We start from the raw sequence: 26,173 nt of genomic DNA on the forward strand, positions 1-26,173 counted from the left end.
GCCCGGCCGCTGGGATGGGTTGAAACGGTTCGTCGCCGGCACCTCGGCCCTGCTTCTGATGAAACTGGCGGCCCCCGCCGGAGCCCTCCTGGCGGCCATCCAGTCTCAGGAACCCAGGCATCCCTCCCACCCCATGGAGCAGCAAGCGGGCCGGCTCTACAGCTACAGCGACGATGCCCTGGCTCCCACCTGCTCACGAAGCTTCTGGCTGCTGCACAAGAGCAAGAAGGTGTGGTTCAGGCTCGATGAGCGGGACTGGGGCCAACCGTTGTCACCCTCGTTCTTCTACCGGGGGGAGAGGATCGTCTACCGGGGAGATCTGGCCGCCTTGCCGGCCACCGATCGGGAGCGGATCGCGGCCTCAGCCATCGTCTGGGGAGAACCTGTGGCCAATGGCTGGGGACGGGGGCCAAAGGGAACGAACTACTTCCTCAAGCTCTGGACGCGATGGTCGATCTTCCAGAACGCCCGCTGTCACCCCGAATACTTCACCATCCGCTATCCAGCGCCCCTGCAGCCTCGAAAGGATGACGCAGGCAAAGACAGTTCCGGTCATCCTCCTGGCGGCGATAGGTGATCGTCCAGCCGTGATCCCGGCGCAACTTCATCATCAGGAACAGGCCCCAGTGGGCTTCCCGGGCCAGGGGGTCATCCTCGATGCCTGGCGCCTCCGCCTCCAGCTGGGCCAGGGCGGATGCCAGATCGAACGGCCGTCCATGGTCCGTGACTTCCAGCGAGAATTCCCCATCGGAAAGGCCCACCGAAAGCTGCACATCGGGCGGTGGATCAAGGTCGGCATGGGCATGGCGGACGGCGTTGGTGAAGCCCTCCACCAGGGCCATCTGACCCTGCAGCCAGAGCAGGGATGGCACATCGGCGTGGGGGATCCCCTCGAACCAGCCGAGCACGGTGTCCATGGCATCGAGGTCGCTCGCCACGGCCAGATGGTTGCAGCGCTCCGGCGTGGCCATGGGGTCGCCGATCATCACGCCGCCCCCGAATTCTTGCTGAACAGAACCATGAAGGTTCGCAGGATCAGTTTCAGGTCATAGGCGAGGCTCCAGTTCTGCTGATAGCGGAGATCCAGCCGGATCACGTCCTGGAACTCCCGGATCGAGGAGCGGCCGCTGACCTGCCACTCCCCGCTGAGGCCGGGTTTGACATCGAAACGCTGCCAGCTGGGGATGGCGTAGCGGCGAACTTCGTCGGGGGTGGCGGGCCGGGTGCCGATCAGGCTCATGTCCCCGATCAGCACGTTCCAGAACTGGGGCAGCTCGTCCAGGCTGGTTCGGCGCAGAAAGCGACCCACGCGCGTGATTCTGGGATCGTTCTCGTTCTTGAAGAAGGCTCCACTGGCCTGGTTCGGCACCGTGGCTTTCAGCTGCTCGGCATTGCTCACCATGGAACGGAACTTCCAGATGCGGAAGTGACGGCCCATCCAGCCGCAGCGCGTCTGGCTGAACAGGATGGGCCCCGGGCCGTCCAGCCGGATGGCCACCGCGATCGGGACGAACAGCAGCGCGGTGACCCCCAGGCCGAGGCTCGCTCCCGCCACGTCGATCAGCCGTTTGGGGAGGGAGCGCACCGACGGGTGGGTGAGCGGCGGCCGCTGGTCCTCCCTGCCGGGGGGATGGGGAAGGAGCCCCTGGGTGTGCTCCACCACCGGCAGCACCTTCTCCAGCCCGGTCATCTCCAGGGCCAGGGCCACCTGCCGGTGCACACTCCAGGCCTCAAGCGGCAGGGAGCGTTCCCGGGCGATCCTGATGGCGCCGACGAGGGCGCCGATGCCGCTGCTGTCGATGACGCTGGTGTGGCCGAAGTCGAGGATCACCTGGCGGAGATCGCCGAACCGGTCGAGCCAGTCGGGAAAGCCCTGACGGAAGGTCACCGCCTCGGCCACGGTGAGCCGCGGGGGAAGCCGGAGGATGAGCGTTCCATGGCGGGCGCTGAGCAGGAACCCGGCGGGAAGCGGTGGCTGGTCCAGGGAGACGGCCATCATCCGGGGGCGAAACGGTGGTCCAGGCTGCGGCACAAGGACCTGGCGGAGGCGTCGGTCACGTCGCTGATGGAGGTCTTGCAGGGGGCTTCCAGAAATCGCACCAGATCCCCGGGACACCAGCCGATGGGTACGCCCATCTCTGCAAGAGCCAGGGCCAGCTCGACCTGATGATCGTCCACGTGCTCCTGGAAACGGACGCTGCGGGGAACGAGGATGAAAGGCTGGTCCATCTGATCCAGCATCAGCACGGTGCCCTCGCCGCAGTGGGCGATCACGGCACGGGCCTTCTCAATCAGCTGCCGGAAGGCGTCTTCCTTCAGCAGGCGATAGACGGTGGCACCACTGGGCAGCACCGTGCAGGTTCCATATTGGACGACGATCTCTTCGTCGATGAGGCGCTGCTCACGCAACACCTCGAGCCAGCGCATCAGCCGGTTGAAGGGATACTGCTCCGTGCCCACGGTCACCAGGATCATGGCGCCGGCCTTCCCTGAACGAGTTCGGCACGGGGATACCGGGCCTGAAGCCGGGGCCAGTGCACGTAAAGCACATCGAGAAACGGGCGCACCAGACGAGCGGAGAGGCTCAGTGTATGGATGCGCGTTACCGATTCGATGAACACGGTCCTGCAGCCGAACAGCTTTCCCAGCAGCACGAAGGGGACCGCCACGCCGGCTCCGGTGGTGAGGATCAGCGTGGGTCGTTCCTCCCGCAGCACCCGGACCGCCAACAGAAGATTGCGCCACAGATTCGGAAGATTGCGATTGGTGGGGCTGTAGGCCCAGCGCACCCGTTCCGCCTGCAGGGCCGTCTCGGTGGTGGGCGTGCGGAAGCTGACCCAGAGATGGGGGTGGGGTTGCCAGAACTCCCGCAGCTGCTGCAACGCCTTGAAATGCCCTCCAGAGGAGCACACCAGCAGAACCTTCAGGGCCGGGGCCGTCTGGCGGGCATCCCTGCGCAGACGCCGCTCCTGGCTGGCGCCGGTGAGGCGGAGCATGAGCCGCTCCAGAGCCCGGTAGAGGCCAGGGGGAAGCAGACGCAGCAAGTAGGCCGCCAGCAGCGTGATCACGGTGCGGCGGGGCTCTTCGATCAGGATCCGCCCGTAGGTGGCGAGGGCCTGGTGCAGCAGGCGGACGGCCATGGCCCCCTCCCGCTGTCGTGTGGCCCGCCTGGCCAGGTAGCGCAGCTGATAGGCCCTGGCCCTGGCCCCGTGGCGCCGGATGAAGTCCGGATGGGTGAGGGTCGTCTTGGTGAGGATCCGCTCCCAGGACGCGTACTGCTTCATCAGGTTGGCCGAGAGCCCACCCTCGCTGATCCGGTAGAGGGTGAGCGCCTCCGGGATTCCCTCGATCCGCCACGGGGTATCGAGGATGATCCGCAGCCAGCATTCGATGTCCTCCGACTGCCGGAACGTGTCGTCGAAGTAGAAATCCTCCGGCTCCCCATGGAGATTGGCCCGGAAGCGGATGGCCTCGAACACCTCACGGCGGATCACCACGGCGGAGCCGTTGCCGATCGGATTGCGGCAGAAAAGGATCTCCGGCGTGATGCCCTCCAGCCGGGGCATCTGGTAGATCCCCAGGGGCCGGGAGTGTTCGTCGATGAACCCGGAGGGGGAGAAGCTCACCCCCACCTCCGGACGGGCCTGCAGATGGGCCACATGGCGGGCCACCTTCTCCGGCAGCCAAAGGTCGTCACTGTCCAGAAAGCCGATGTAGGCGCCACGGGCCTGGCGGATGCCCGTGTTGCGCGCCCCCGCCAGGCCCCGGTTCGCCTGGTGAAGAATGCGGAGGCGGGGATCCTCGAACGTTTCACAGATGGCCACGGCCCCGTCGGTGGAGCCGTCGTCCACCACGAGGATCTCGAGATGGGGGTAGGTCTGCTCCAGCACCGAGCGGAGACTCTCGGCCACCGTGGCGGCGCTGTTGTAGACGGGAATCACCACCGAAACGAGCGGTCCGGCCATGGCGGCCTCCGTCCTCCCGACCTCCGTCCTCCCGACCTCGGTCATCGCGACCTCCGCCATGGCGGCAGCAGCGGCCGGGCCTGCCGCCACAGCCGCCGCAGCTGAACGGCCGCCAGGGTGAGCCAGGTGCGCCGGGGCTGGCGAAGCAGGAGCCAGGGGTCCGATCGCAGGGCCTGGTTCATGAAACCCACCCCCAACCCCGTCGCTGAGGCATTCAAGCGCAGGCTGCGCCTGGCCAGGTAGCGCAGGTGAACCGCCCGCGCCCGGCTCAGATGGGCCTCCACCAGCTCCGGCGCATAGGGGCGGGCCTGCTCCACGAGCCGCTCCCAGCCGGCCTCCATCCGCAGCAGATCCGAGGACAGCCCCCCCTCGCTGGTGCGGTAGCCCGTGAGCACCTGCTCCAGCCCGGCGATCCGCCAGCCGGCGCACCGGACCCGCAGCAGCCATTCGAGATCCTCCGAGTAGCTCATCTGCGGGTGGAAGCCACCCACCTGATCGAAGACGGTCCGGCGCACGACCCAGGTGGAGGTGGTGGTGGTGGGGTTCTCGTACAGAAAGTGCTCCGGGGCCAGCTGGCGAAGACGGGATCGGGAGTGCTGGCCGGTGGGCAGGCCCGAGGGGGTGAGGAAGGCGACCCGGTCGAAGCTCACCCCCAAGGCGGCATCGCCACGGAAGTGGTCGAGATGGAGCCGGAGTTTGGCGGGGTACCAGAGGTCATCGGCATCGAGGAAGGCGATCAGGGACGCGTGGGTCCCGGCCACGCCGCGGTTGCGTGCCGCCGAAACCCCTCCGTTCGCGACGCAGAGAAGACGAATCCTGGCGTCTTCGGCCTGGAGGTCACGCACCAGGGCGGCCGTCCCATCGCTGGAACCGTCATCGATGATCAGCGCCTCCCAGTCCGTCCAGGTCTGGGCCTGGACGGACGCCACCGTTTCGGCCAGGGAACCGGCCGCGTTGTAGGCGGGAATGATGACGGAAACCGCGGGAATCCCCATGGTTCAACTGACCCAGGCGGCCGGGCGGATCAGCACCACCCGGCGGGCCCAGAGGGCATAGAGGGGCTGAAGCAGCAGATGGGTGGCCATCACCGCCACGGCGACACCGATGATGCCGTGCTGGGCACCGACCATCACGGCCACCGCCAGGACGAGGGTGAATCCGAGGTTCCACCAGAGGTCCACCTGGGGAAGGTTGATGGAGCGGAACAGCATCGAGGCGGCGTTGGCGAAGGGGCGCGAGAGCGCGGACAGACAGATGATGATCAGGATGGGAACGGCGCCCCGATCCACCCATTTCTGGCCGAAGACGATGGGCACGTAGAGGGGAGCCAGGGAGGCCTGAACCGCCACCAGGGGGATGATCACCTTGGCGATGATGACCAGATTCTTCTGGAACCGCTCCCGCAGCAGGGCCCGGTCGTGGCTGAGGGCACAGAGGTCGGAATAGAGGGTCAGGCCCATGGCGTTGACGGCACTCAGGCTCATGCCCAGGCCGGCATTGAAGGCGAAGTAGTAGGTGCCCAGCTGGCTGATGCCGATCAGGCGACCGATCAGCAGATAGTCGATGTTGTCCCGGAGGGTGTTGAGAAGTTCCACCCCCAGGATCCTTGAGCCGAAGCCCAGGATCTGGCGGTAGTGGAGCAGGGAAGGTCGCCAGTTCGGTCGCCAGCGGTGAAAGCGGTAGACCATGATCACCCAGATGGGGGCGACGAGGAATTTGGGCAGAATGATCGACCACATCCCAAACCCGTTGAGCGCGAAGATCGCGATCAGCAGGTTGTCCGTCATGACAGAAGCCAGTTGGGTGAGGCCGAAGACATTGAGGCGGTTCTCCCTGAGGATCAGGGAGGTCTGGACCGATCCCAGGGGATAGATCAGATAGGTCAGGCCGATCAGGATGATCGGCCTGATCAGTTCGGGCTGACCGTAGAAGCCGGCGACGGCAAAGGAGCCGAGGGTCTGGATCAGGAAAAGCAGCCCCCCAAGCAGCCAGTTCAGGGTGAAGGCCGTGTGGCACATCGCATCGAGCTCGGCCTCCGGGGCCTGGACGAGCTTCTCGCCGATGCCGTTGCGGGTGAACACCCGGATGAATTCGTGGGTCATCAGCACCAGGGCCGCGATGCCGTAATCCTTCGGACTCAGAAGTCGCGCCAGGATCACGGTGGCCAGGAGTCTGGAGAGCCGGATGCCGAACTCCGACAACCCCATCCAGCCGATGTTGCGCAGGAAGCGGTCCTCCGAGCGGAAGCGACCCAGGACCTTCAGGCGCATCAGCGGAGCTCCCGCAGCAGGTTGCTCCACGACCGGCAGAACCGGTCCCAGCTGCCGATGCTCGAGTCCCGGGCCTGCTCGGACAGGCGGAGCCGTTCAGCTCCGGGGAGGGCGATGAGCCGCCGGATCGCGTCGGCGAGCCCCGTCTCGGACCCCGGGGGCACCACGAAACCGCAACCCTCGACCTGCTCGCTGAGGCCACCCACACCGCTGACGATCACCGGCAGACCGGCGGCCCGCACCTCGAGACAGGCATTGCCCCAGGGTTCCCACAGGGAGGGAATGGCGATGCCGTCGCAGTCGCGCAGAAAGGCCGGGACATTGCTGAGCGGCCCCAGGAAGCGGATGCCGGGATGGCCGGCGGCCAGGTCACGCAGCTCCGCATCCAGCTCACCGTCACCGCCGAGCAGGAGCTGCACGGATCCCGCCGGGAGCATCCGTACGGCCCTGATCAGGGTGTCGAAGCCCTTCTGCCTGGCGAAGCGGCCGAAGGCCCCGAGCCGGAAGGGGGTATGGGGAGGGCGGCCGAGGGGCAGGCTCAGAAAATCATCGAGGGTGCGACTGAAGGGAATCACCCGCACTTTCGAAGCCGGCACCAGTCCAGTAGCGCCCATCCAGTCGGACTGGCCATGGGAAACGGGAACGACGCGATCGAACAGGGCATAGGCCAGCCGGAGCATGGTCCGGAAGCGCCGGCGACTGGGCACCTGATGGAGTTCAAAACCGCGGCAGTAGTGGTGCTCCACCAGGACCCGCGGAATCCCCCTCAGACGCCACTGCTGGGGGAGCAGGCGCCAGGAACAGGCTGGATGCCAGATGAGCGCATCGGGCCGCCAGTCCCGCATGGTCTCAGCCGCCTGATCCAGGGGAACCTGCCGGAAGGTGACCCACTGCAGCTGGGGAGACTCGGCAAGGCTGGTGAGGGTGGCGGGGATGCCCCCTCCCCAGCTGGTGCCTCCCGGTGGGAGCAGATGGAGAGCCTTCATGGACCGAAGAAAACGGTCTGCGTCGAGATCAATGCGGCTTGCAACGTTGATGTCTGCGGTGCGACATGGAGCGAACCTGGTGAAGCCATGGATGGTCCGGCGATGGCTCCCAACCTAAAAATAGACTGCAATAGACCTTAGCAGTTCACTCCGATGAGACAAGCGCCCAGATGATGCTGAAGGGAAGAAGGAATCAAGGGGTGACCCCACAGACGGAGGCAAGGCTTTCCTCCAGGAATACTCATGCAGACACCATGGCTTTACGGCACGCAGTGATGCTATGGAGGTGCACCCGTGGAGGCCGGTCACGGCGGATGGGCGGAAGCTTGCCCGGGGTAGGGGCTCCGTTAATGTAGTGACATCAGATGGGACGCTTTCTCGGATGACCGACACCCCCAGGCGCCTGTTGCGAGCCATCGGGGGTATCGGCCTTTCCGCGCTCCAGTGTGTTCTTTTTGTGCTTCCCGCCCAAGCGCTGCCGTTGTCCCCGGGAGACAGAATCCGGGTCACGATTCTGGATGGGGAAGAATTCAACGGAACCTACGAGGTCAACCTCGACGGCAACATCGATATCCCCTATCTGTCGCCCCTCAAGGTGGTGGGGAAGGAACCGGACGCCGTTCGCGGCGAGCTGCGCCAGTTGCTGGTGAATGGAGGCTACTTCCAGCCGAGCTTTCTGCAACTCAGTGTCAACGTCATCCAATGGGCGCCGGTCAACGTGTTCGTGGCTGGGGATGTGTTCTTTCCCGGGCGGGTGTTGATCAACGAAAAGCCAGCGGACCGGCCCGATGAACCCGCCGTCACGATATCCGGCCAGTACCCGCCCAACCGGTTTCTGTCCGTGGCCCTGAAATCCAGCGGCGGCGTCAAGCCAACCGCCGATGTCTCCGCCATCAAACTCATCCGGGGAGGCAAAGAATCCCTCCACGACTTCTCGGGGCTTTTCACTGGTGAGCCTGTTCAGGATGTGGCCCTGATCGCCAATGATCAGGTCATCGTGACGGCCACCGAGAAGGTGAACCCCCAGATCATTCGCCCTTCGCCCATCACCCTGGCCGGTGTGAAGGTGTTTCTGTCCAACCTCACCGTTCCCGCCACCGGAAACGCGCCATCCGGCATCAGCCGCGACGCCACCTCCTTCACCTATGGCAACAGGTTCTCTCAGGCGGTGGTGGCCGCCAATTGCGCTGGAGGCACACGGCTCACCAATGCAGGTCGGAAGGCGATTCTGGTGCGTACGGATGAAAGCACCGGCAAGACGAACTTTGTGGAGCGCAAGGTGGATTCCCTGTTAATGAATTCCGCAAACGATGCGGACAATCCCTACCTGATGCCCAATGATGCCGTCGCCTGCTACGACTCCGCGACCACGACGGTTCGGGACATCATCAGGAGCATTGCCGAGATCGTGACGCCAGCAGCTCTCCTCATTAACGGATTCTCGAAGTGATCGATAAGCAAGAACTCAAAACCAAGCTCAGTCAAAAGTACAGCCAACTCCCATTCCTGTTTCACTGGCTATCAAGAAACAGGTGGAATCGCTATTACCTCCTGATGGGTATGGCCAATGGATTCATCTGGATTTCGGCCCTGCTCTATCTGCTGCTGACCAAACCCATCTATACCAGCAGGTGGGCCTTGATTCTGCCCAGCACGAGTTCGGCCACGAATCTCAATCTGCCTGACATCGGCCAGGCCACCTCCTCCTCCGGTTCCGGGCTGGGTAGTTCCACCTATGACACCAGAGCCAACTATGAATACATCTTTGAAAGCGAGCAGGTGATCAAGGAAGCCGCCCGGCTCAGCGGGATCAAAAGCAGGGACTTCGGAAAACCGAAAATCAAGCTCATCGACAACACCACGATGATGCAGTTCGAAGTCAGCGGACGATCCGCCAAGGAGGCGATGAATAAATCGATGGCCCTCTATCAATCAGCGCAAAAAAGGCTGAACGAGCTACGGGAAGGAGAAATGCGTCAACGGGAGATCCCGGCCGAGTCGATTCTGATGTCTGTGCAGAAAAAACTCCAGGATGCCCAGCAGAAGGTCACAGATTTCAAGTTCAAGTCGGGTCTGACATCGTCCGATCAGGTGCGGGACCTTTCCGGGAATATCGAGCAACTCCGCCGCCAGCGGGCGGAAGTCCTGGCCAATGAACAGTCAGCCGCCAAGCGGCTCATGCAGCTGAGTGCCAGCCTGGGGCTGTCGTCATCCCAGGCTGCCGACGCCTTTCAGCTTCAGGTCGACCAGATCTTCCAGCAGCACCTCAAGGACTACAGCGAGGCCACCAGCTCCCTGCGCCTGCTGGCCGGAAAGTTCGGACCGAATAATCCCAGGGTGATCAAGGAGAAGAACAGACAGCGCTTTGCCCTCAGGAATCTGCTGCAGAGGAGCCGGCAGATCCTCGGCAAGGACCTTCCTCCCTTGGCGATCAACAGGCTGGCCCTCTCCACGGTCGCCAGCAACTCCGGTCGCGATTCCCTGCTCCAGAGTCTGGTCAATGTGGCGGCCGAGCAGCGGGCCCTGAGCGGGCAGGCCAAGGAGCTGGATGTGCAGATCAATAACCTGGAGCAGCGGTTGCGGGGGATCACCAAACCCCTCTCCACTTTGGAGTCCCTGATGCGCAATGAACAGATCGCCCAGGCCGTCTTTGCTTCCACCCTGGCGCAACTGGATCTGGGTCAGGGGGATCTGTTTTCCGCCTACCCCCTCATCCAGATGGCCGTGGAGCCCACCATGCCTGACAAACCCAGCGCCCCGAAAACGACCTTCGTCCTGGCAGGGGCGGTGGCAGGCTCGTTCTTCTCCAGCTTCGGCCTCTGGTTGCTTTGGGTCCGCAAACCCTGGATCAAGAAGTTATCGCGGTGGATCTCCCCATGAGAGATGGGATGCGGTCGTCCCATGCCCTCGACGACCACGGAAAGATCCAGCCTGAAAACGTGCCGGAACGCATCATCTGGTGGGCCATCGTCTGGACGTATCCCCTCTGGATCATCGGTGGGCTCTACATCGTTGGCTCCCTGCTCGGATGGGTCCTGCTGTTACTGCTCCTGATCAAGATTCTGGCGCAGGATCGAGCCACTCCCCCCGAAGCCAGGATTCGCATCTCCTGGGTCATCTGGAGCTGGATCATCGGCATGGTGATCATGGAGGTGGCCCTGCTGGTGGGCCACCTGGATTTCGATCTGGGGATGGCCATGATCGTGAAATCCAGCATCGGCTGGGCCAAGGGATGGGCCGCCCTGGCCCTCTATCCCCTGGCGGGAAACCTTCGCATCCGGCCCCAGATCATCTACCGCGCCGTCTGCATCATCGGCCTGCAGACCCTGGTGATCACTCCTCTGCTGTTGGTCACGCCCTTCCTGCACCTGCCGGAGATTCTTTACGTCTCACCGTTGAAGGCGGTCGGCGGTCCCGGACCAGAGTTCTTCGACGTGAGGCTTTACGAAATTGATCCCACCACAAACCAGTTGCGCTGGCGGCTGTTCACCCCCTGGGCGCCGGCCCTGGGCTTTGTCGGAAATGTCTATTTCATGCTCGCGCTTCAGGAAAAGTCCAGGCGATGGAAGGTGCTTGGATTGGCTGGAGCGATCCTGATGTGCCTGATCTGCAAATCACGCCTGGCGCAGGTCTGCCTGGTCCTGATTCCGATCATCACCACGATGCTGACCAATCTCGGACGACCGGCCGTCCTGATCCTGCTTGGGGTCGCAAGTTATCTTGGCGGCCTTTTTTCTCCTGTGGCGATCGCTTTCTTCAACGATTTCTGGGAGTCGTTCAAATCGGCAAGAGCTGATTCCACCCGGGTCAGAATGGCGTTGAAACGTATCGCCATCTACCGCTGGGAAACGGAAGCCCCCATCTGGGGCCATGGGGTGGTGGAAAGGGGCAGCCATGTGGTGGAGTGGATGCCCATCGGATCCCACCACACCTGGGCAGGCCTGCTGTTCGTCAAGGGCATCGTCGGCTTCTGCGCCCTCATGGTCCCCATGCTGGCGAGTTTCATCGATCTGTTGATCAAGGGATTGGATCGCCGAAGGCTGACGGCGGGCGTCGGCCTCAGCATGGTGATCATCCTATTCCTGTATACCTTTGGTGAAAATCTGGAAATCCTCGTCTATCTTTACTGGCCGGGCCTTGTCGTTCTCGGCCTGGCACTGCAGGAGAAACTCACATCCGCTCGCAACCTGCAGGAAAGCTGAGCACCCTGAGGCTTTCAATTCCTTGGGTCAACCGCCTGGCTGACGGGTAGAATCGATAGACGGGCTCAGGAAGGTTGCCATGATCTCCATCGACGAACTTCGCCATAGACACCTTCCCTTCGTGAAAGCCGATCAGGAAGGTATCATCGAAGAGGTCAATGGCCTGATGGAAGAGATCTATGGCTGGTCACCAGCGGATCTGATCGGGAAGTCCCTGGGCATGATTCTGCCCTCATCCTTCCGGGATGCCCATCACCTTGGCTTTTCACGCTTCAGGATGACAGGGGAATCGGAGGTGCTGAATCACCCCCTGGAGTTGATGACTGTCTGTAAGGATCAACGGGAAATCAACTCGGAACATTTCATCGTTGCGGAACGGCATGGGGATACATGGAGCTTTGCCGCAACCCTGAAACCCCTGGAGTGATCCGATGAGATCCACCGACGATCTCCTCGAACAGCTTCGCAAAACCCTGGGCCGCCTTGATACTGCGCTCAGCTGCGTCGATGACGGGCTGGTGATCACGGACTTCAAGGGTCTTGTCGAGTGGACCAATCGCGCGTTCGACGTGTTTGTTGGCTGTCCACGCCTCAAGAGCCTTGGCAAAGAGCTGGATGATCTCGTCCCAACCGGATACGTGGAGGGTCGTCACAAACCGATGAATTCCCTGATCGCCCTTGCTCGCAACGGTCCCGGTCGCAGCATCATGGATCGCGCGCTGTCGGGTCCCCGCCAGGTTATGGAGGTCAGCTGGTCGCCGGTCAATTTCCATCCCGAACCATCCCTGGTTTTCGTCTTCAAGGATCTCAGCGAGATCACCCGTGTGCAGGATGCACTCACCGCGTCGCGCGACAGCCTGGAGGAAGAGGTGGCCTCACGGACACGGCAACTACAGAAGGCACGCGATGAAGCCCAGGCCGCCACGGAAGCCATGGGTGAGTTTCTTTCAACGATCAGCCACGAGATCAGAACACCCATGAATGCGGTGATCGGGATGACCGACCTGCTGCTGGACACACCCCTCAACGGCGCTCAGAGGGAACTGGTACAGACGATCCACAGCAGCGGAGAGCTTCTGCTGTGCCTCATCAACGACATTCTTGATCTTTCAAAGATCGAAGCCCAGAAGATGACGTTGCGAGCGGATTCGTTCTCCATCCGTGCCCTTGTGGATGAATGTATGCGCATCATGAATCCATCCATTCTCTCCAAGGGCCTGAGCCTGGGCATCTTCATTCCCGCCGACCTTCCCGAGGAGCTGTATGGAGACAGTCTGCGCATCCGGCAGATCTTGCTGAATCTTATGAACAATGCCGTCAAGTTCACAGACAACGGCACTGTGCAGCTCGACCTCACCTGGAATCCCCTCAGCGTCTCCCGACTGATGCTCTCGCTGCAGGTTTCTGACTCCGGTCATGGCATTTCGCCAGAGTTCCTTCCCAGGATCTTCAACAGTTTCGCGCAGGACGAAGGATCCCCGAACCATGGCCATCGGAACCAGGGAACGGGCCTGGGCCTGGCCATCTGCGATCGCCTGTGCAAGCTGATGGGCGGCAGGATCCGCGTGGAGAGCGAGCAAGGCAAAGGCTCACGATTCAGCGTCAGCATCCCGTTGGGCTTCGGCGCGATGGAGGAGGAGAGGCGCGAAGAATCGGTCGCACCAGCGACTCTGGATGATGAACCATCGCTGCGGATCCTGGTGGCTGATGACAACCGGATCAACCAGCGGGTGATGGAGCTGATGCTGGCAAAACTGGACGCCCAGGCGGAATTCGTCGGTGATGGCCATGCTGCCGTCGAGAGGGTTCAGCTGGCGGAGTTCGACCTGGTCTTCATGGATCTGCAGATGCCCGGGATGGATGGGCTGGAGGCCACGCGCCGCATTCGCGCCTCCAGGGTTTATCAGCCCTATGTTGTCGCCCTCACGGCCTCTGCCCTGGGCGAACAGCAGCGCGACTGCCTGACAGCCGGTATGAACGATTTTCTCAGCAAACCCGTCCGTCTTCCCGACATTCGTCAGGCGCTTCAGCGCTACCGTCAATGGAAGCAAAGGAGCCAGAATCCCATGGGCTCCGGCAGGCCCCAGCTCCCGTGACGTTGTCATCTGACGATTCCATCGATACCCGATCCTGGGACGACTTGCGGGAGCTCGGCGGCCCGGACGCCGACGCGATGATCGCCGAACTCATCGACATCTACGCCGAGGATGCCGCCCAGCTCGTTTCCTCCCTGCTGAAGGCCCGGCAGGCCGGTGATCGCCCTTCTCTTGTTGCCGCCGCCCATGCCCTGCGGTCTCCGAGCGCCAGTCTCGGCGCCCTCAGGCTGGCCGAGCGCTGCCGTTTGCTGGAGTTGGCGGCCGGAGCGGCGGCGGCGGAGCTCCCGGCCGGCCTGATCGACGACCTGCTCCGCGAACTCGAAAGGGTCCTGGCCGCGCTGACGTCGTTGCGGCCGCAGCCTTGACAGCCATGACACGCCTTCTGCTGATCGACGATGACCGGGTGCTGCAACGCATCCTGCAGACGCGGCTAAGCCAGCAGGGACTGGAGGTGTTGTTGGCAGCCTCTGGAGACGAGGGACTGGCGATGGCCCGGCACCATCAGCCCCAGATCATCCTCTGTGACTGGTGCATGCCGGGCATGGACGGCCTGGAGGTCTGCCGCAGGCTCAAATCCGATGCCGACCTCGCGGCGATCTTCTTCATTCTGCTGACCTCCAAAGGCGAGGTTGGGGACAGGGTCTCGGGGCTGGATGCCGGTGCCGACGACTTCCTGATCAAGCCCGTGGATCCGGCGGAGCTCATGGCCCGCGTCAGAGCCGCGATGCGGCTCTTCGACAGCAACCAGCAACTGAGGGCCCTGAGTCTGGATCTGGCGAAGCAGAAAGCCCGCCTGGAGGAGGAGCTCTCCAAGGCTGCCGATTACGTTCGCTCCATCCTGCCGGCTCCCTTGACTGGCGAGGTGGAGATTGCATCCCTGTTTCTTCCCTCCAGCCAGCTGGGTGGAGACTGCTTCGATTTCTACTGGCTGGATGATGACCATCTGGTGATGTACATCCTGGATGTCTCCGGCCATGGTCTGGCCTCTGCTCTGCCATCCATCTCCGTTCACAATCTGCTGCGCACCAAGGCCCCCTCGCGGCTCAGCCACCCAGGAGCAGACAGCCCCCATCGGCGTCAGTCCGACACCTTTCTGGAGCAGCCCGCAGTAGTGATGCGTGTTCTCAATCAGCTCTTCCAGATGGATTCCCAGAATGGCCAGTACTTCACGATGTGGTATGGGGTGTTCGACCGACCGAATCGACGCCTGAACTATGCCAGTGCGGGCCATCCGCCGGCGTTGCTGCGATCCTTGAGCCGCCATGGGGAGGGGGCCATTCAGGAGCTGAAGGCTCCAGGGATGCCCATCGGCCTGTTCCCCGAAGCCTCCTACCAGAGCAGGGAGTGCGGCATCGGTGCCGACGATGAGCTCTATCTGCTGACGGACGGCCTGTTCGAGATTCCCCTCAATGACAACCGCATGTGGGATTACCACCAGTTTCTCTCGCTCCTCAACGACCAGCCGTTCGATCCCACAGCCGATCTCAACCGGCTGGTGACGGCGATCCGAATGGCGACGGGTCAGAAGAGCTTCCCGGATGATGCCTCGATGATCCGCCTGCGCTTCCGGGCCTCTCCTTCCGCCAGCGGAGTCTGAACGGAGTCCTCCCTTCCAGCGCTGACCGGCAGGTGACACGGCCGAGGATGGCCGAGCCAGGCCTTTCAGACGACTTCGAAGATCTTGTCGGTCCCTGTCATCTCCAGCACCATCTTCATCTGAGGCCCGGGGGACTGAAGGGAGAGCCGATGCCCCGCCTCACGCACCTTCTTCAGGCAGCGCACCAGCGCGCTGAAACCATTGCTGTCCATGAAGGTGATCCCTTCACAGGCGATCACCACCCTCTCCTCTCCGGCACTCAGGGCCTGGCACACCTCCCCAAGCAAAGCCCTGCCACTCACTTCATCGAGAATGCCGGAGGGGTGAATCACGTGAACTTCTTTCTAAAATCAGGGATCGAGAAGTTGTGCTGGATCAACTCTCGATCCCATCTTCTAGCACGCAATGGCAGCGCTGTCCCTGCGGCGCCGAGCGTCAGGGCAACCAGGGGCTGCCCGAGAAGTCGGGATCCCGCTTTTCCAGAAAGGCATTGCGCCCCTCCTGGCCCTCGCTGGTCCGGTAGAACAGATGGGTCGCCTGACCCGCCAGTTCCTGCAGGCCGGCCAAGCCGTCCGTTTCGGCATTGAAGGCGGCCTTGAGGCAGCGGATCGCCGTGGGGCTGTGCTGCAGCACCTCCCGCGCCCAGGCCACCCCTTCGGCCTCAAGCCGCTCCAGGGGCACCACCGCGTTCACCAGCCCCATGGCCAGGGCCTGCTCCGCCGAGTAGCGGCGGCAGAGGAACCAGATCTCCCGGGCCTTGCGCTGGCCCACCACCCGGGCCAGGTAGCCGGCGCCGAAGCCGCCGTCGAAGCTGCCCACCCGGGGTCCGGTCTGGCCGAAGACGGCGTTCTCGGCCGCCAGGCTCAGGTCGCAGAGCAGGTGCAGCACCTGGCCGCCGCCGATGGCGTAGCCGGCCACCAGGGCGATCACCACCTTGGGCAGGCTGCGGATGATCCGCTGCAGGTCGAGCACGTTCAGCCGCGGCAGCCCCGAGGCGTCGAGATAGCCGCCATCGCCACGCACGCTCTGGTCGCCTCCGGCACAGAAGGCCCAGACGCCGTCGGCGGCCGGCCCCTCCCCGGTGAACAGCACCACCCCGATGGAGGGATCGTCCCGCACCCGGTTGAAGGCATCACAGAGCTCCTGCACTGTGAGCGGACGGAAGGCGTTGCGCTTCTCGGGCCGGTTGATGCTGATCCGGGCGATCCCGTCGCCGCTGGTCTCGAAGCGGATGTCGCTGTAAGCGCCGGCGCTGGTCCAGCGCGGTGGGGCGGGGGGAACGGGGGTCATGGGGAGGGGATCGGCCCGGTGGCCAGGGGGTCGGCCAGATCTGCGGCCATTGTGCGCAGCCGTTGCCGCAGGGCCGCATCCCGTCGCCGGTCGGTGGGCACCACCAGCAGGGCCATCGGCTGGGCCAGGGCCCAGGCCAGGGCCTCATCCAGCCCGTCCAGGCTCTCCAGCCGCCGGCCGGGGACCCCGTGCACCGCCGCCAGCGCCAGCGGGTCCACCGGCTGGGGCATGGCGAACAGGCGCTCGAAATCCATTGCCGCCGCCGGCTCGGTGCGGATGGGCAGCTGCTCGAAGATGCCGCCGCCGCCGTTGTCGATCAGCACGATGGTGAGGCGGCCGCCCAGCTGCGGGCGCCACAGCCAGCCGTTGGCATCGTGGAGCAGGGCCAGATCGCCGCTCACCAGCACCAGGGCACCGAGGGCCTCGGCCAGGCCGCAGGCGCTCGAGAGGGTGCCGTCGATGCCGGAGGCCCCCCGGAAGCCGTGCATCGGCCGGGGCGGGGAGGCCGGGTCGGCGAAGCTCTCCCAGTCCCGCACCGGACTGCTGTTGGCCAGCAGCACGGGCAGTCCGGCCGGCAGCAGCCGGCTGAGCCGGCGGGCCAGGGCCGGCTCCCCGTGCTCTCCGGCCAGCTCCTGCTCCAGCAGGGCCTGCACCGCCGCCTCCGCCCGTCGCCAGCGGCCCGCCAGCGCCAGCGAGGCTTCGGCGGCATCGCCCGCTGCGGACGGCGGCGGTTGCTCCGCCAGCCAGGCCGCCAGGCCCGCGCTCGCCTGGCCCCGCACCACCCCGAGGGGATCGAGGCGGCGCCCGTCCCCTTCGCTCACCAGCACCTGGCCACCCCCCTGGGCCGCCAGCCAGCGCTGCAGACGGCGGCTGGCCGGCAGGGGCCCCAGCCGCAGCACTTGCAGCTCCCCCGCTGGCTTTGCCAGCTCGCCGGCGGAGCCCTCCGAGAGGATCAGGTCGTAGGCCGTCACCGTGTCCAGATCCGGCAGGCCCCGCAGGCCGGAGAGGGCATCGGCCAGCACCGGCCAGCCGCTGCGCCGCTGCCAGCGCCGCAGGGCCTCCACGTGGGCCGGCCAGGCCGTCGGGGCCCCCCGCCAGGGGCCGGCCACCACGACACCGGGCCGGCCCGGATCCATGGCCGTGGTGACGCTGGCCTCGGAAACGGGGCACGCCGGGCGGTCGGCGCCGGTGGCCCGGGCCCCCGACGCCGGGGGCGGCGGCGGCCCAGCGGCCAGGGCGGCGGCCAGGCGGCTCAGATCCGCGCCGCCGGCATGCAGGGGTTCGTCGAAGGGCAGGTTGAGGTGCACCGGCCCGGCGGAGCGGCCGGCCCCATCCCCCTGGGCGGCGGCCAGGGCCTGGCGGGCCAGGTCGTCCAGCTCCGCAGGGGCCATGGCGGCCAGCCCCTCCGGGTCGCCGGCGCCCAGCCAGCGGCAGCTGCCGGCCAGGAACACCTCCTGGTTGACGCTCTGGTTCGCCCCGCATCCCTTGAGCCACGCCGGTCGGTCGGCCGTGAGCAGCAGCAGGGGAACCGAGCCGAAGTCGGCCTCCACGGCGGCGGGCAGCAGGTTGGCCACCGCCGTTCCCGAGGTGGTGATCACGGCCGCCGGCTGGCCGCTGGCCCGGCCCAGGCCCAGGGCGAAGAAGGCGGCGGAGCGCTCGTCGATGGCGGTATGCAGCCGCAGGCCCCCGGGCTCCAGCAGGGCGGCTGCCACCGCCAGGGGGGCCGACCGGCTGCCGGGGCAGAGCACCCCATGGGTCAGGCCGCCCCGGCGCAGCGCCCCCAGCAGCGTCAGGGCCGCCCGCACATTGGCCAGCGATGTCGGGGACCCGGCCAAGGGGGGCACTCCGGTGTTCAGGATGGGGGGATCATCCTCACGGACGGATCCCATGGGCAGCGGCCCCGCCACGCCCACCGCCATGCCCACGCCCACCCCCACGCCGCCGCCGTCGACCCCTCCGGGTGGCGCCAGGGTCCTCGGGCAGCAGCTGTTCCGCCTGCTGCTGTGGGTGCTGGTGGCCCTGCTGCTGCGCTGGACGGTGGTGGAGCCCCGTTGGATCCCGTCGGGCTCGATGCTGCCCACCCTGCAGCTCCAGGACCGGGTCCTGGTGGAGAAGCTCAGCCCCCGCTTCGGGACGGGGGTGAAGCCTGGCCGCATCGTCGTCTTCCATCCGCCGGACGCCCTGCAACAGGCGGGCTATGACCCCGGCGCGGCCCTGATCAAGCGGGTGGTGGCGGTGGCCGGCGATCGGGTGGAGGTGAAGGGCGGCCGTCTCTGGCGCAATGGCTCCCCCGTCGAGCCGGACTGGGCCCGTGAACCGATGGCCTACGACCTGGGGCCCCTGGTGGTTCCGCCTGGGCAGGTGCTGGTGCTCGGGGACAACCGCAATGCCAGCCTGGATTCGCACCTCTGGGGCCCCTTGCCGGAGAGCGACCTGATCGGCACCGCCATCTGGCGCTACTGGCCCCTGGCCCGGTTCGGACCGGTTGGGTTCTCCCCTCCCCACGGGGGAGAGGGCACCTGAAAGACTGCGTTAGGGTGCGTGTCGTGTTGCAGAGCACACCGGAGGGGAAATGTTCAACCCGGAGTTCCTGACCGCCGACAACGAGGCGATCAGCGACAATTCGCTGATTCAGTACCTGCAGGAACAGTCCCCGGACGTTCTCCAGAGGGTGGCGCGCTCGGCCACCGGTGACATCCAGGACATCATCCGCCACAACGTCCAGGGCCTGCTGGGCATGCTCCCCGGTGAGCAGTTCGAGGTCAAGATCCAGGCCAGCCGCGACAACCTCGCCGGCCTGCTGGCCTCGGCGATGATGACCGGTTACTTCCTGCGCCAGATGGAGCAGCGCATGGAGCTGGAGACGGCCATGCTCGGCAGCGGCGGTTTCGAGGGGGGCCTCGACGATGACCCCGGCGAACTGGAGCTCTAGGCCTCAGCCCTCCCCCTCCCCTTCCCCCGGCACCAGCCCCAGCCCCACCAGGGTGCGGTCGATACCGGCCAGGGTCTTCCAGGCTCCCTGATCCGGGGCCCACTCTTCTGTTTCGATCCGATCCGCCAGGGCCGCCAGCTCCTGGGCCGAGGTGGCCACGGGGGCATCGTGGTGGGCCGGCACCACCCAGCGCAGGTCCTTCAGGCCCGCCAGAACCCGGATCCAGGCCACCAGGGCGGCCCGCTGACGGGGGAACACCAGCCGCTCCAGCACCGCCGCCACCTGCAGGGTGCTGCGGCCCCCCGGAGCCAGGGCTTCGAAGTCGTCCTGCCAGCCGGGCTGCCAGCGGAAGGGGTAGAAGCCGAAGTGGGCCCGGGCCCCGCGGCAGCCCGGTGCGAGGCAATGGCGCAGCACCTCCCCCAGGGGGGGCACCACCAGGGGCCTGGGGCGCAGGTAGGTGGCGAACAGCACCAGCCGCCACCAGCCCCGACGCCGCCGTTGCGGATCATCACGCAGGGGTTCGTCACCGCGCTCGCGGGCATGGAACAGCAACGGCGTGGGATCGAGATCAAACACCGCCGGCGGTTCCGGCGGGATCGCCACCAGGGCATCGGTGAGCAGCAGGCTGCCGCTGGCCCGGTCGAAGCAGGCGATCTCCAGGAAGGTGCCGAGCCCCAGATCCAGGGGGCCCAGGGGCAGCCAGTCGAGCTGGTCGCCGTGGGGCACCCCCTCGCTCAGCAGCACCCGGGTGCGCCGGGCGGGGAACCCCAGCCAGGCGGGCGGCAGCGGCAGGGGAAAACTCCACTGCTTCGGCGCCACCCACACCTGGGCGTTCGGGAAGGCCCGGGCCATGGCCGGCACCGGCAGCTTGTGCTCCAGCCCCGACGCGGTGGGCAGCACGATGGTGCACACCGGTCCGTGGCGCTCCTCCAGGTCCCGCAGGCGGGCGCGCACCTCGGCGGTGGGGGCCACCGGGGCATAGAGCAGCAGCCCCTCCCGCACCCGCAGCACCACCATGCGGATCGGCACCGCCACGTACCAGACCCCCTGCAGCTGCTCGAAGCTCCAGAGGCGCCCGGCGATCAGCTCCCGCACCAGGGTGCGGCGGCGGCCGTAGGGGTAGAGGGGCAGCAAGGGCCACCAGGGCCAGCGCTGGTCCGCAGCCGGGACCGTGGCAGCGTCGGTGGCTGGCTCGCTCACGCGGAGGGGAAACGGGAGGCCCGCGGCGAACGGCGCCGCTGGGCCAGCAGGCCATGGCGCGGCGCCAGCAGAAAGCAGAGCAGGAACAGCAGCGTCTGCACCAGCACGATGCAGCCGGCGGTGGAGGCATCCATCCAGTAGCTCCAGTAGATCCCGGCCACGCTGGAGATCACCGCCGACAGGATCGAGAGCCACACCATGCGGTCGAAGCGATCGGTGAGCAGGTAGGCCGTGGCCCCCGGCGTGACCAGCATCGCCACCACCAGGATGATCCCCACCGTCTGCAGGCCGGCCACCGCCGCCAGCGACAGCATCGACAGCAGCAGGTAGTGCAGCACGCCGGTGTGGAGGCCGATCGAGCGGGCGTGGGTGGGATCGAAGCAGAACAGGATCAGGTCCTTGCGCAGCACCAGCAGCACGGTGAGCACCAGCACGCTGATCACCACCGTCTGGAGGATGTCGGAGGAGCTGATGCCCAGCACGTTGCCGAACAGGATGTGGGAGAGGTCGATGCTGCTGCGCACCTTGGAGATCAGCGTCAGGCCGAGGGCGAAGAAGCCGGTGAACACCAGCCCGATCACCGTGTCCTCCTTGATCCGGGTCATCTGCTTGATGTAGCCGATCAGGGCCACCGAGCCGACGCCGAACACGAAAGCCCCCACCGCGAAGGGCAGGTTCAGGGCGTAGGCGATCACCACGCCCGGCATCACCGCATGGGACACCGCATCACCCATCAGGGCCCAGCCCTTGAGCGTCATGTAGCAGGAGAGCAGGCCGCAGACGCACGACACCAGCATGCTGACCAGCAGGGCCCGCACCATGAACTCCTGCTGGAGCGGTTCGATCAGCCAGGTGAGCACGGCCGTCATGGTGCCTGGTGCGGGTCGAAGTCGACGGCCGGCTCGCCCTCCAGCCGCAGGCCGCCGAAGGTGAGGGCCAGGTTCTCGCTGGTGAACACCGAGGAGGTCTCGCCGTAGGCGAGCACGGTCTTGTTGATCAGCACCACCTGGTCGCAGAAGCTGGTGACGTGGGCCAGGTCGTGGGTGGAGATCATCAGGGTGCGCCCCTCGCGGCGGAACTGCTCGAACAGCTCGATCATCAGTTTCTCGGTGCGGATGTCGACGCCGTTGAACGGCTCATCCAGCAGCATCACCGAGGCGCCCTGGGCCAGGGCCCGCGCCAGGAAGGCCCGCTTGCGCTGGCCGCCGGAGAGGGCGCCGATCTGGCGGTGGCGCAGCGGCCAGAGGTCGACCCGCTCCAGCGCCTCCCGCACCGCCTCCCGGTCGACCGGACGGGGGATGCGCAGCAGATTCATGCTGCCGTAGCGGCCCATCATCACCACCTCCTGGACGTTGACCGGAAAGTTCCAGTCGACGCTCTCGGTCTGGGGGACGTAGGCCACGGCCCGGGCCCGGCGCGCCTGCCGCAGGGGCAGGCCATTGATGGCGATGCTGCCGGCCGAGGGGCGCACGAAGCCCATCAGGGCCTTGAACAGGGTGGATTTACCGGCCCCATTCATCCCCACCAGGGCACAGATGGTGCCGGCATCGAGATGCAGGGAGGCCTCATGGACGGCCACCACCCCGTGGTAATCGACGCAGAGGTTGAGGACGGCGATGCGCTCGCTGCCGGCGAAGGGGGTGGGGCGAGAGGGCATCGGTTCAGCTCCCCGCCAGACCCGCTTGCAGGGTCTCCACGTTATGACGCTGCAGCTCCAGGAGATTGGGGGCCGGGCCGTCAGGCAGGGAGAGCGAATCCACGTGGAACACGCCGCCGAAGCGGGCCCCCGACTGCTTCGCCACCTGCTTCTGGGGCTCGGCGCTGACCGTGCTCTCGCAGAACACCGCCGGCACCCGGCGCTCCTTCACCAGGGCGATCAGGCGGGCCATGCGCTGGGGGGTGACCTGGGATTCGGCGTTCACCGGCCACAGGTAGGCCTCGGTGAGGCCGTAGTCGCGGGCGAGATAGGAGAAGGCCCCCTCGCAGGTGGCCAGCACCCGCTGGGCGGGGGGGATCCGGGCCAGGGAGGTCCGCAGTTCCCTGTCGAGGGCGTCCAGTTCGGCGCTGTAGCGCTCAGCGTTGCGCTGGAAGGTGGCGGCCCCGGCGGGGTCGAGCCGGGTGAGGGCGCGGCGGATGTTCTTCACATAGACCTTGGCTAGCCGAGGGGACATCCAGGCGTGGGGGTTGGGCTTGCCCTGGTAGGCGTCGCCGGCGATCGGCAGGGGTGTGATGCCCTCGGTGAGGGTCACGTGGGGCACGTCGGGAAGGCCGGCGTAGAAGCGCTGGGCCCAGCGCTCCAGCCCGAAGCCGTTCTCCAGCACCATCTGGGCCCCCGAGGCCCGCTTCAGGTCGCTGGGGGTGGGCTCGTAGCCGTGGATCTCGGCTCCCAGCCGGGTGATCGATTCCACCCGCACCCGCTCTCCCGCCACCTGGCGGGCCATGTCCGCCAGGATCGTGAACGTGGTGAGCACCAGGGGTCGTTCGTCCCGGACCCCGGCGCTCTCGCTGGCCCCCGGGGCCGCCCCCGTCATCGACGGTGCGGGGGACGTGCCGCCGCTCTGGGGCCCGGGGGTGCAGCCAGCCCCCAGCAGGGGGACCATCAGGGCGGCGGCCACCACGGCCTGCTTGAGGGGGTGCCGAGGGACCTCGGCGTGGCCCTGGCCGTCACGGCGGTGCTGGGGCATAGGGGCCGCTGGCGAGCAGAAAGCTTGGAGTGAACATTCTGGCCGCCTCCGCGGCTCTGCCATGGTCGGATCGCCACCAAGGAAAAGCCCCCTCGGCGTCCCCAGGGGACGGAGGGGGCAGGGGCTGGATCAGCGAGCGGCCCGCGGGCTGCTGGCTGATGGGGGGTGCCGATGGATCAGCCGATCGCCGGAGCCTGCAGGGCCACGGGTACGGACTGCACGGTGGCCAGATCAAGGGGGAAGTTGTGGGCGTTGCGCTCGTGCATCACCTCGAAACCGAGGTTGGCCCGGTTGAGCACGTCGGCCCAGGTGTTCACCACCCGGCCCTGGCTGTCGAGGACGGACTGGTTGAAGTTGAAGCCGTTCAGGTTGAACGCCATGGTGCTGATGCCCAGGGACGTGAACCAGATGCCGACCACGGGCCAGGCCGCCAGGAAGAAGTGGAGGCTGCGGCTGTTGTTGAAGGAGGCGTACTGGAAGATCAGACGACCGAAGTAGCCGTGGGCGGCCACGATGTTGTAGGTCTCCTCTTCCTGGCCAAACTTGTAGCCGTAGTTCTGCGACTCGCTTTCGGTGGTCTCACGCACCAGGGAGCTGGTGACGAGGGAGCCGTGCATGGCGGAGAACAGGGAGCCACCGAACACACCGGCCACACCCAGCATGTGGAAGGGGTGCATCAGGATGTTGTGCTCGGCCTGGAACACCAGCATGAAGTTGAAGGTGCCGCTGATGCCGAGGGGCATGCCGTCGGAGAAGGAGCCCTGGCCGAGGGGATAGATCAGGAACACCGCGAAGGCCGCCGAGAGGGGGGCGGAATAGGCGACGCAGATCCAGGGGCGCATGCCCAGCCGGTAGGAGAGCTCCCACTGGCGTCCCATGTAGGCGGAGATGCCGATCAGGAAGTGGAAGACCACCAGCTGGTAGGGACCGCCGTTGTACAGCCACTCGTCGAGGCTGGCGGCTTCCCAGATGGGGTAGAAGTGCAGACCGATGGCGTTGCTGGAAGGAACAACGGCGCCGGAGATGATGTTGTTGCCGTACATCAGGGAGCCGGCGACCGGCTCACGGATGCCGTCGATGTCGACGGCGGGGGCCGCAATGAAGGCAACGACGTAGCAGATGGTGGCGGCCAGCAGGCAAGGGATCATCAGCACACCGAACCAACCGACATAGATGCGGTTGTTGGTGGAAGTGACCCAGGCGCAGAAGCTTTCCCAGCTTTCCGAGCGGCCGCTGCGAATGGCAGTGGTCATGGAAGTAAGACGGTAGGAAGAGGCAGTGATACCTCCACAAGGGAGGTGGATTCACATTAAGTAACCCCGGGAGAAGCCGAACCGGGCAGCAATGAACCTTCAGGCAATCGGTCCGTTACGCAATGAATATTCATGAAGCAACTTCATGAACAATGATTCACATCGCCGGCGGCAGGGACGGGTCGGCCAGGCATGGCGACGAGGGTGGACCCAGTTGCTGGCGGATCCAGGCTCCGCCCTGCTGCAGGAAACCGGACCAGTCGAGCTTCTCCGCCTCGGCCGCCCGGGCCACCAGCAGGGGAGCCTCCCGCTTGATCCGCTCGAGGTCCGGGGCCTCGACCCCGGCGGAGAGGGCCAGCACATCGGCCATGGCGTGGCTCACCACCCGTGTCAGATAGGCCGCGCTCAGGGCCTGGATGGCCCCGCCCACCAGCCAGGTGGCGCCGTGGAGACGCGCGGCGGCCATCAGGGCCTGGCTGCTCCACTCCACCACCCCCAGCAGCAGGGAGGCCTTGCCCAGTTCCACGGCGGCGGCCTTGAGCTGCTCCGTACTCCACGGGCAGCCCCAGAGGCGGGCCATCTCCTGCAGCATCAGGCCGTTGGCCGCTGCCAGCACCAGCAGATCCAGGGTGGGGAGGGGGGCGGCGAACACCCCCGCGGCCACCATCCACTGGGTGCGCTGCTGGAGCTGGACCAGCCGCTGCCGCCGCAGCCGCTCCAGGTCGGCCTGCCAGCGCCGGTGCAGGGCCTCGATGCGCCGCAGCGGCGTGGCCCGGCGCAGGGACGGGCCCTCGGCCACCAGCCAGCGGGCGAGGGGCTGCAGGCTGGTGGCCAGGGCCTCGGGGCGGCCGTCCCAAGGCAGCAGCCGGTCGGCGGCGGCGCCCGGCCACTGGGAGGTCAGTTCGGACGCCAGGACGGCCGGATCGCAGGGGGCCTCCGGCTGCACCAGCAGCCAGAGGGGCTGGCTCGGGGGCACCGCCTCCAGCCAGCGCAGATCGGCGGCCCGCAGGGGAGTCACCAGGTGGAACAGCACCACGTCGGCGGCGGCGAAGCCCTCCGGCCATTGGCGCTCCCGGCTCACCGCCGGCAGGGCTTCGCCCCAGCGCAGGCTCAGGGCCAGCCGGCCACGCAGGGCCGCCTGGAGCTGGGGGGCCCAGGCGGCGTCGGGGGCGACGCAGCCCACCAGGGCGAGCTGGAGACCGGGCCGGGCCCCTTCCTCCCGCAGGGCGGCCAGGCCGGCGCGGCGCTGCGGCTGACCGTGGCCCGGCCTCCCCTCGTCCGGTTCCCCCTCCAGCTGCTCGAACTGGAGCAGCAGCTCCTCGCAGCGCCGCAGCCAGGCGTCGAAGCTGGCGGGCAGCCGTGGCGGCGCCAGGCGGGCGGGCCGCCGGCCCAGCCACCACCAGCCCGCCGCCACCCCGGCGATCCCCACCAGGCCCAGTCCTTCACCGGGGAGAGCCCGCAGCAGCAGCTCGGCCCCGATCACCCCCCCGGCGAGCAGCAGGGCCTGCCTGCCCCAGCCGGCTGACAGCAACGAGGCCAGGGCGGCGGGGCGCAGGGGGTCCGGGGACGTCACGGGCGGGTACCGGCGGCGATGCCTCTCTAGCTCAGAAGTGACAGGGCTCACACCCCCGCGTCCACCTCCCTTAAGACACCGTCCCTGCAGATCCCGTACGGACGCACCATGATTCAGGTTGTCGT

General features: G+C 66.3%; 26 protein-coding genes. 10 read left to right on the forward strand and 16 right to left on the reverse strand.

The genetic code is table 11. The annotated features are described in order from the left end of the window. The first annotated feature begins 19 nt into the window (after positions 1–19). On the forward strand, positions 20–577 hold the full coding sequence (locus tag CYAGR_RS18085; protein WP_015108009.1) for a hypothetical protein: 558 nt from the start codon (positions 20–22) through the stop codon (positions 575–577). Here CYAGR_RS18085 and CYAGR_RS01595 read toward each other — a convergent pair. Genes CYAGR_RS01595 through CYAGR_RS01625 form a run of 7 tightly spaced genes read right to left on the reverse strand, consistent with a single transcriptional unit; the run spans position 489 to position 7,221 of the window. Further along, on the reverse strand, positions 489–986 hold the full coding sequence (locus CYAGR_RS01595; protein ID WP_015108010.1) for an ATP-binding protein: 498 nt from the start codon (positions 984–986) through the stop codon (positions 489–491). The two genes, CYAGR_RS18085 and CYAGR_RS01595, sit on opposite strands and share 89 nt — an antisense overlap. Beyond that, positions 986–1,996, reverse strand: coding sequence for a sugar transferase (locus tag CYAGR_RS01600; protein ID WP_156818356.1), 1,011 nt, complete (start codon positions 1,994–1,996; stop codon positions 986–988). Before CYAGR_RS01600 ends, CYAGR_RS01595 begins: the two co-directional genes overlap by 1 nt. After that, entirely contained in the window at positions 1,996–2,475 is a 480-nt protein-coding gene (locus CYAGR_RS01605) for a glycosyltransferase (protein WP_015108012.1), read from the reverse strand. The genes CYAGR_RS01600 and CYAGR_RS01605 overlap by 1 nt, the downstream gene beginning before the upstream one ends. Beyond that, a complete protein-coding gene (locus tag CYAGR_RS17605; protein WP_015108013.1) occupies positions 2,472–3,965 on the reverse strand; it encodes a glycosyltransferase in 1,494 nt (497 codons plus the stop codon). Before CYAGR_RS17605 ends, CYAGR_RS01605 begins: the two co-directional genes overlap by 4 nt. Positions 3,966–4,006: 41 nt before the next feature. Then, entirely contained in the window at positions 4,007–4,960 is a 954-nt protein-coding gene (locus CYAGR_RS01615; RefSeq protein WP_015108014.1) for a glycosyltransferase family 2 protein, read from the reverse strand. 3 nt (positions 4,961–4,963) lie between these two features. Next, positions 4,964–6,235 (reverse strand): lipopolysaccharide biosynthesis protein, encoded by a 1,272-nt coding sequence (locus CYAGR_RS01620; protein ID WP_015108015.1) that lies wholly within the window; start codon positions 6,233–6,235, stop codon positions 4,964–4,966. Next, on the reverse strand, positions 6,235–7,221 hold the full coding sequence (locus CYAGR_RS01625) for a glycosyltransferase family 4 protein (RefSeq protein WP_015108016.1): 987 nt from the start codon (positions 7,219–7,221) through the stop codon (positions 6,235–6,237). Before CYAGR_RS01625 ends, CYAGR_RS01620 begins: the two co-directional genes overlap by 1 nt. 382 nt (positions 7,222–7,603) lie before the next feature. On the opposite strand from CYAGR_RS01625, the gene CYAGR_RS01630 reads away from it, so the two are divergent. From CYAGR_RS01630 to CYAGR_RS01660, 7 genes are all read left to right on the forward strand, one after another. After that, the gene (locus CYAGR_RS01630; protein WP_015108017.1) at positions 7,604–8,671 is read left to right on the forward strand and encodes a polysaccharide biosynthesis/export family protein; all 1,068 of its coding nucleotides are present in this window, start codon (positions 7,604–7,606) and stop codon (positions 8,669–8,671) included. Beyond that, positions 8,668–10,101: a GumC domain-containing protein gene (locus CYAGR_RS01635; RefSeq protein ID WP_015108018.1), complete on the forward strand. Its 1,434-nt coding sequence runs from the start codon at positions 8,668–8,670 to the stop codon at positions 10,099–10,101. Before CYAGR_RS01630 ends, CYAGR_RS01635 begins: the two co-directional genes overlap by 4 nt. 8 nt (positions 10,102–10,109) lie before the next feature. Beyond that, a complete protein-coding gene (locus CYAGR_RS01640; protein WP_015108019.1) occupies positions 10,110–11,423 on the forward strand; it encodes a hypothetical protein in 1,314 nt (437 codons plus the stop codon). Between the two features lie 79 nt (positions 11,424–11,502). After that, positions 11,503–11,850 carry a PAS domain S-box protein gene (locus CYAGR_RS01645; protein ID WP_015108020.1) on the forward strand — a complete coding sequence of 116 codons (348 nt, stop codon included), beginning with the start codon at positions 11,503–11,505 and terminating at the stop codon, positions 11,848–11,850. 4 nt (positions 11,851–11,854) lie between these two features. After that, entirely contained in the window at positions 11,855–13,519 is a 1,665-nt protein-coding gene (locus tag CYAGR_RS01650) for an ATP-binding protein (protein ID WP_015108021.1), read from the forward strand. Next, a complete protein-coding gene (locus CYAGR_RS01655; protein WP_043325313.1) occupies positions 13,516–13,884 on the forward strand; it encodes an Hpt domain-containing protein in 369 nt (122 codons plus the stop codon). Before CYAGR_RS01650 ends, CYAGR_RS01655 begins: the two co-directional genes overlap by 4 nt. Before the next feature lie 5 nt (positions 13,885–13,889). Then, positions 13,890–15,116 (forward strand): PP2C family protein-serine/threonine phosphatase, encoded by a 1,227-nt coding sequence (locus CYAGR_RS01660; RefSeq protein ID WP_015108023.1) that lies wholly within the window; start codon positions 13,890–13,892, stop codon positions 15,114–15,116. Between the two features lie 65 nt (positions 15,117–15,181). Here the strand turns inward: CYAGR_RS01660 and CYAGR_RS01665 are convergent, their stop codons facing one another. The 3 genes from CYAGR_RS01665 to menD all read right to left on the reverse strand — a co-directional run bounded on the left by CYAGR_RS01665 (position 15,182) and on the right by menD (position 18,295). Next, a complete protein-coding gene (locus tag CYAGR_RS01665; RefSeq protein WP_015108024.1) occupies positions 15,182–15,448 on the reverse strand; it encodes an STAS domain-containing protein in 267 nt (88 codons plus the stop codon). 103 nt (positions 15,449–15,551) lie between these two features. Then, entirely contained in the window at positions 15,552–16,406 is an 855-nt protein-coding gene (gene menB, locus CYAGR_RS01670; RefSeq protein WP_015108025.1) for a 1,4-dihydroxy-2-naphthoyl-CoA synthase, read from the reverse strand. Beyond that, entirely contained in the window at positions 16,403–18,295 is a 1,893-nt protein-coding gene (menD, locus tag CYAGR_RS01675; protein ID WP_015108026.1) for a 2-succinyl-5-enolpyruvyl-6-hydroxy-3-cyclohexene-1-carboxylic-acid synthase, read from the reverse strand. Before menD ends, menB begins: the two co-directional genes overlap by 4 nt. Positions 18,296–18,323: 28 nt before the next feature. On the opposite strand from menD, the gene lepB reads away from it, so the two are divergent. Together lepB and CYAGR_RS01685 are read left to right on the forward strand one after the other, a co-directional pair. Further along, positions 18,324–18,929 (forward strand): signal peptidase I, encoded by a 606-nt coding sequence (gene lepB / locus CYAGR_RS01680; protein ID WP_015108027.1) that lies wholly within the window; start codon positions 18,324–18,326, stop codon positions 18,927–18,929. A 49-nt stretch (positions 18,930–18,978) separates the two neighbouring features. Further along, positions 18,979–19,338 carry a DUF760 domain-containing protein gene (locus CYAGR_RS01685; RefSeq protein ID WP_015108028.1) on the forward strand — a complete coding sequence of 120 codons (360 nt, stop codon included), beginning with the start codon at positions 18,979–18,981 and terminating at the stop codon, positions 19,336–19,338. A 3-nt stretch (positions 19,339–19,341) separates the two neighbouring features. On the opposite strand, the gene CYAGR_RS01690 is transcribed toward CYAGR_RS01685, so the two are convergent. The 6 genes from CYAGR_RS01690 to CYAGR_RS01715 all read right to left on the reverse strand — a co-directional run bounded on the left by CYAGR_RS01690 (position 19,342) and on the right by CYAGR_RS01715 (position 26,048). Further along, entirely contained in the window at positions 19,342–20,538 is a 1,197-nt protein-coding gene (locus CYAGR_RS01690) for a DUF4336 domain-containing protein (RefSeq protein WP_015108029.1), read from the reverse strand. After that, positions 20,535–21,407 carry a metal ABC transporter permease gene (locus tag CYAGR_RS01695; RefSeq protein WP_015108030.1) on the reverse strand — a complete coding sequence of 291 codons (873 nt, stop codon included), beginning with the start codon at positions 21,405–21,407 and terminating at the stop codon, positions 20,535–20,537. Before CYAGR_RS01695 ends, CYAGR_RS01690 begins: the two co-directional genes overlap by 4 nt. Next, positions 21,404–22,195, reverse strand: coding sequence for a metal ABC transporter ATP-binding protein (locus CYAGR_RS01700; protein ID WP_015108031.1), 792 nt, complete (start codon positions 22,193–22,195; stop codon positions 21,404–21,406). The genes CYAGR_RS01695 and CYAGR_RS01700 overlap by 4 nt, the downstream gene beginning before the upstream one ends. Before the next feature lie 4 nt (positions 22,196–22,199). Next, complete coding sequence (locus CYAGR_RS01705) at positions 22,200–23,222, reverse strand: metal ABC transporter substrate-binding protein (RefSeq protein ID WP_015108032.1); 1,023 nt, start codon at positions 23,220–23,222, stop codon at positions 22,200–22,202. Between the two features lie 176 nt (positions 23,223–23,398). Next, positions 23,399–24,475 (reverse strand): photosystem II q(b) protein, encoded by a 1,077-nt coding sequence (gene psbA, locus CYAGR_RS01710; RefSeq protein ID WP_015108033.1) that lies wholly within the window; start codon positions 24,473–24,475, stop codon positions 23,399–23,401. Between the two features lie 157 nt (positions 24,476–24,632). Beyond that, entirely contained in the window at positions 24,633–26,048 is a 1,416-nt protein-coding gene (locus CYAGR_RS01715) for a YcjF family protein (protein WP_015108034.1), read from the reverse strand. Between the last annotated feature and the right edge of the window lie 125 nt (positions 26,049–26,173).

Source organism: Cyanobium gracile PCC 6307 (genome assembly GCF_000316515.1).
GTDB classification, from domain to species: Bacteria; Cyanobacteriota; Cyanobacteriia; order PCC-6307; family Cyanobiaceae; genus Cyanobium; species Cyanobium gracile.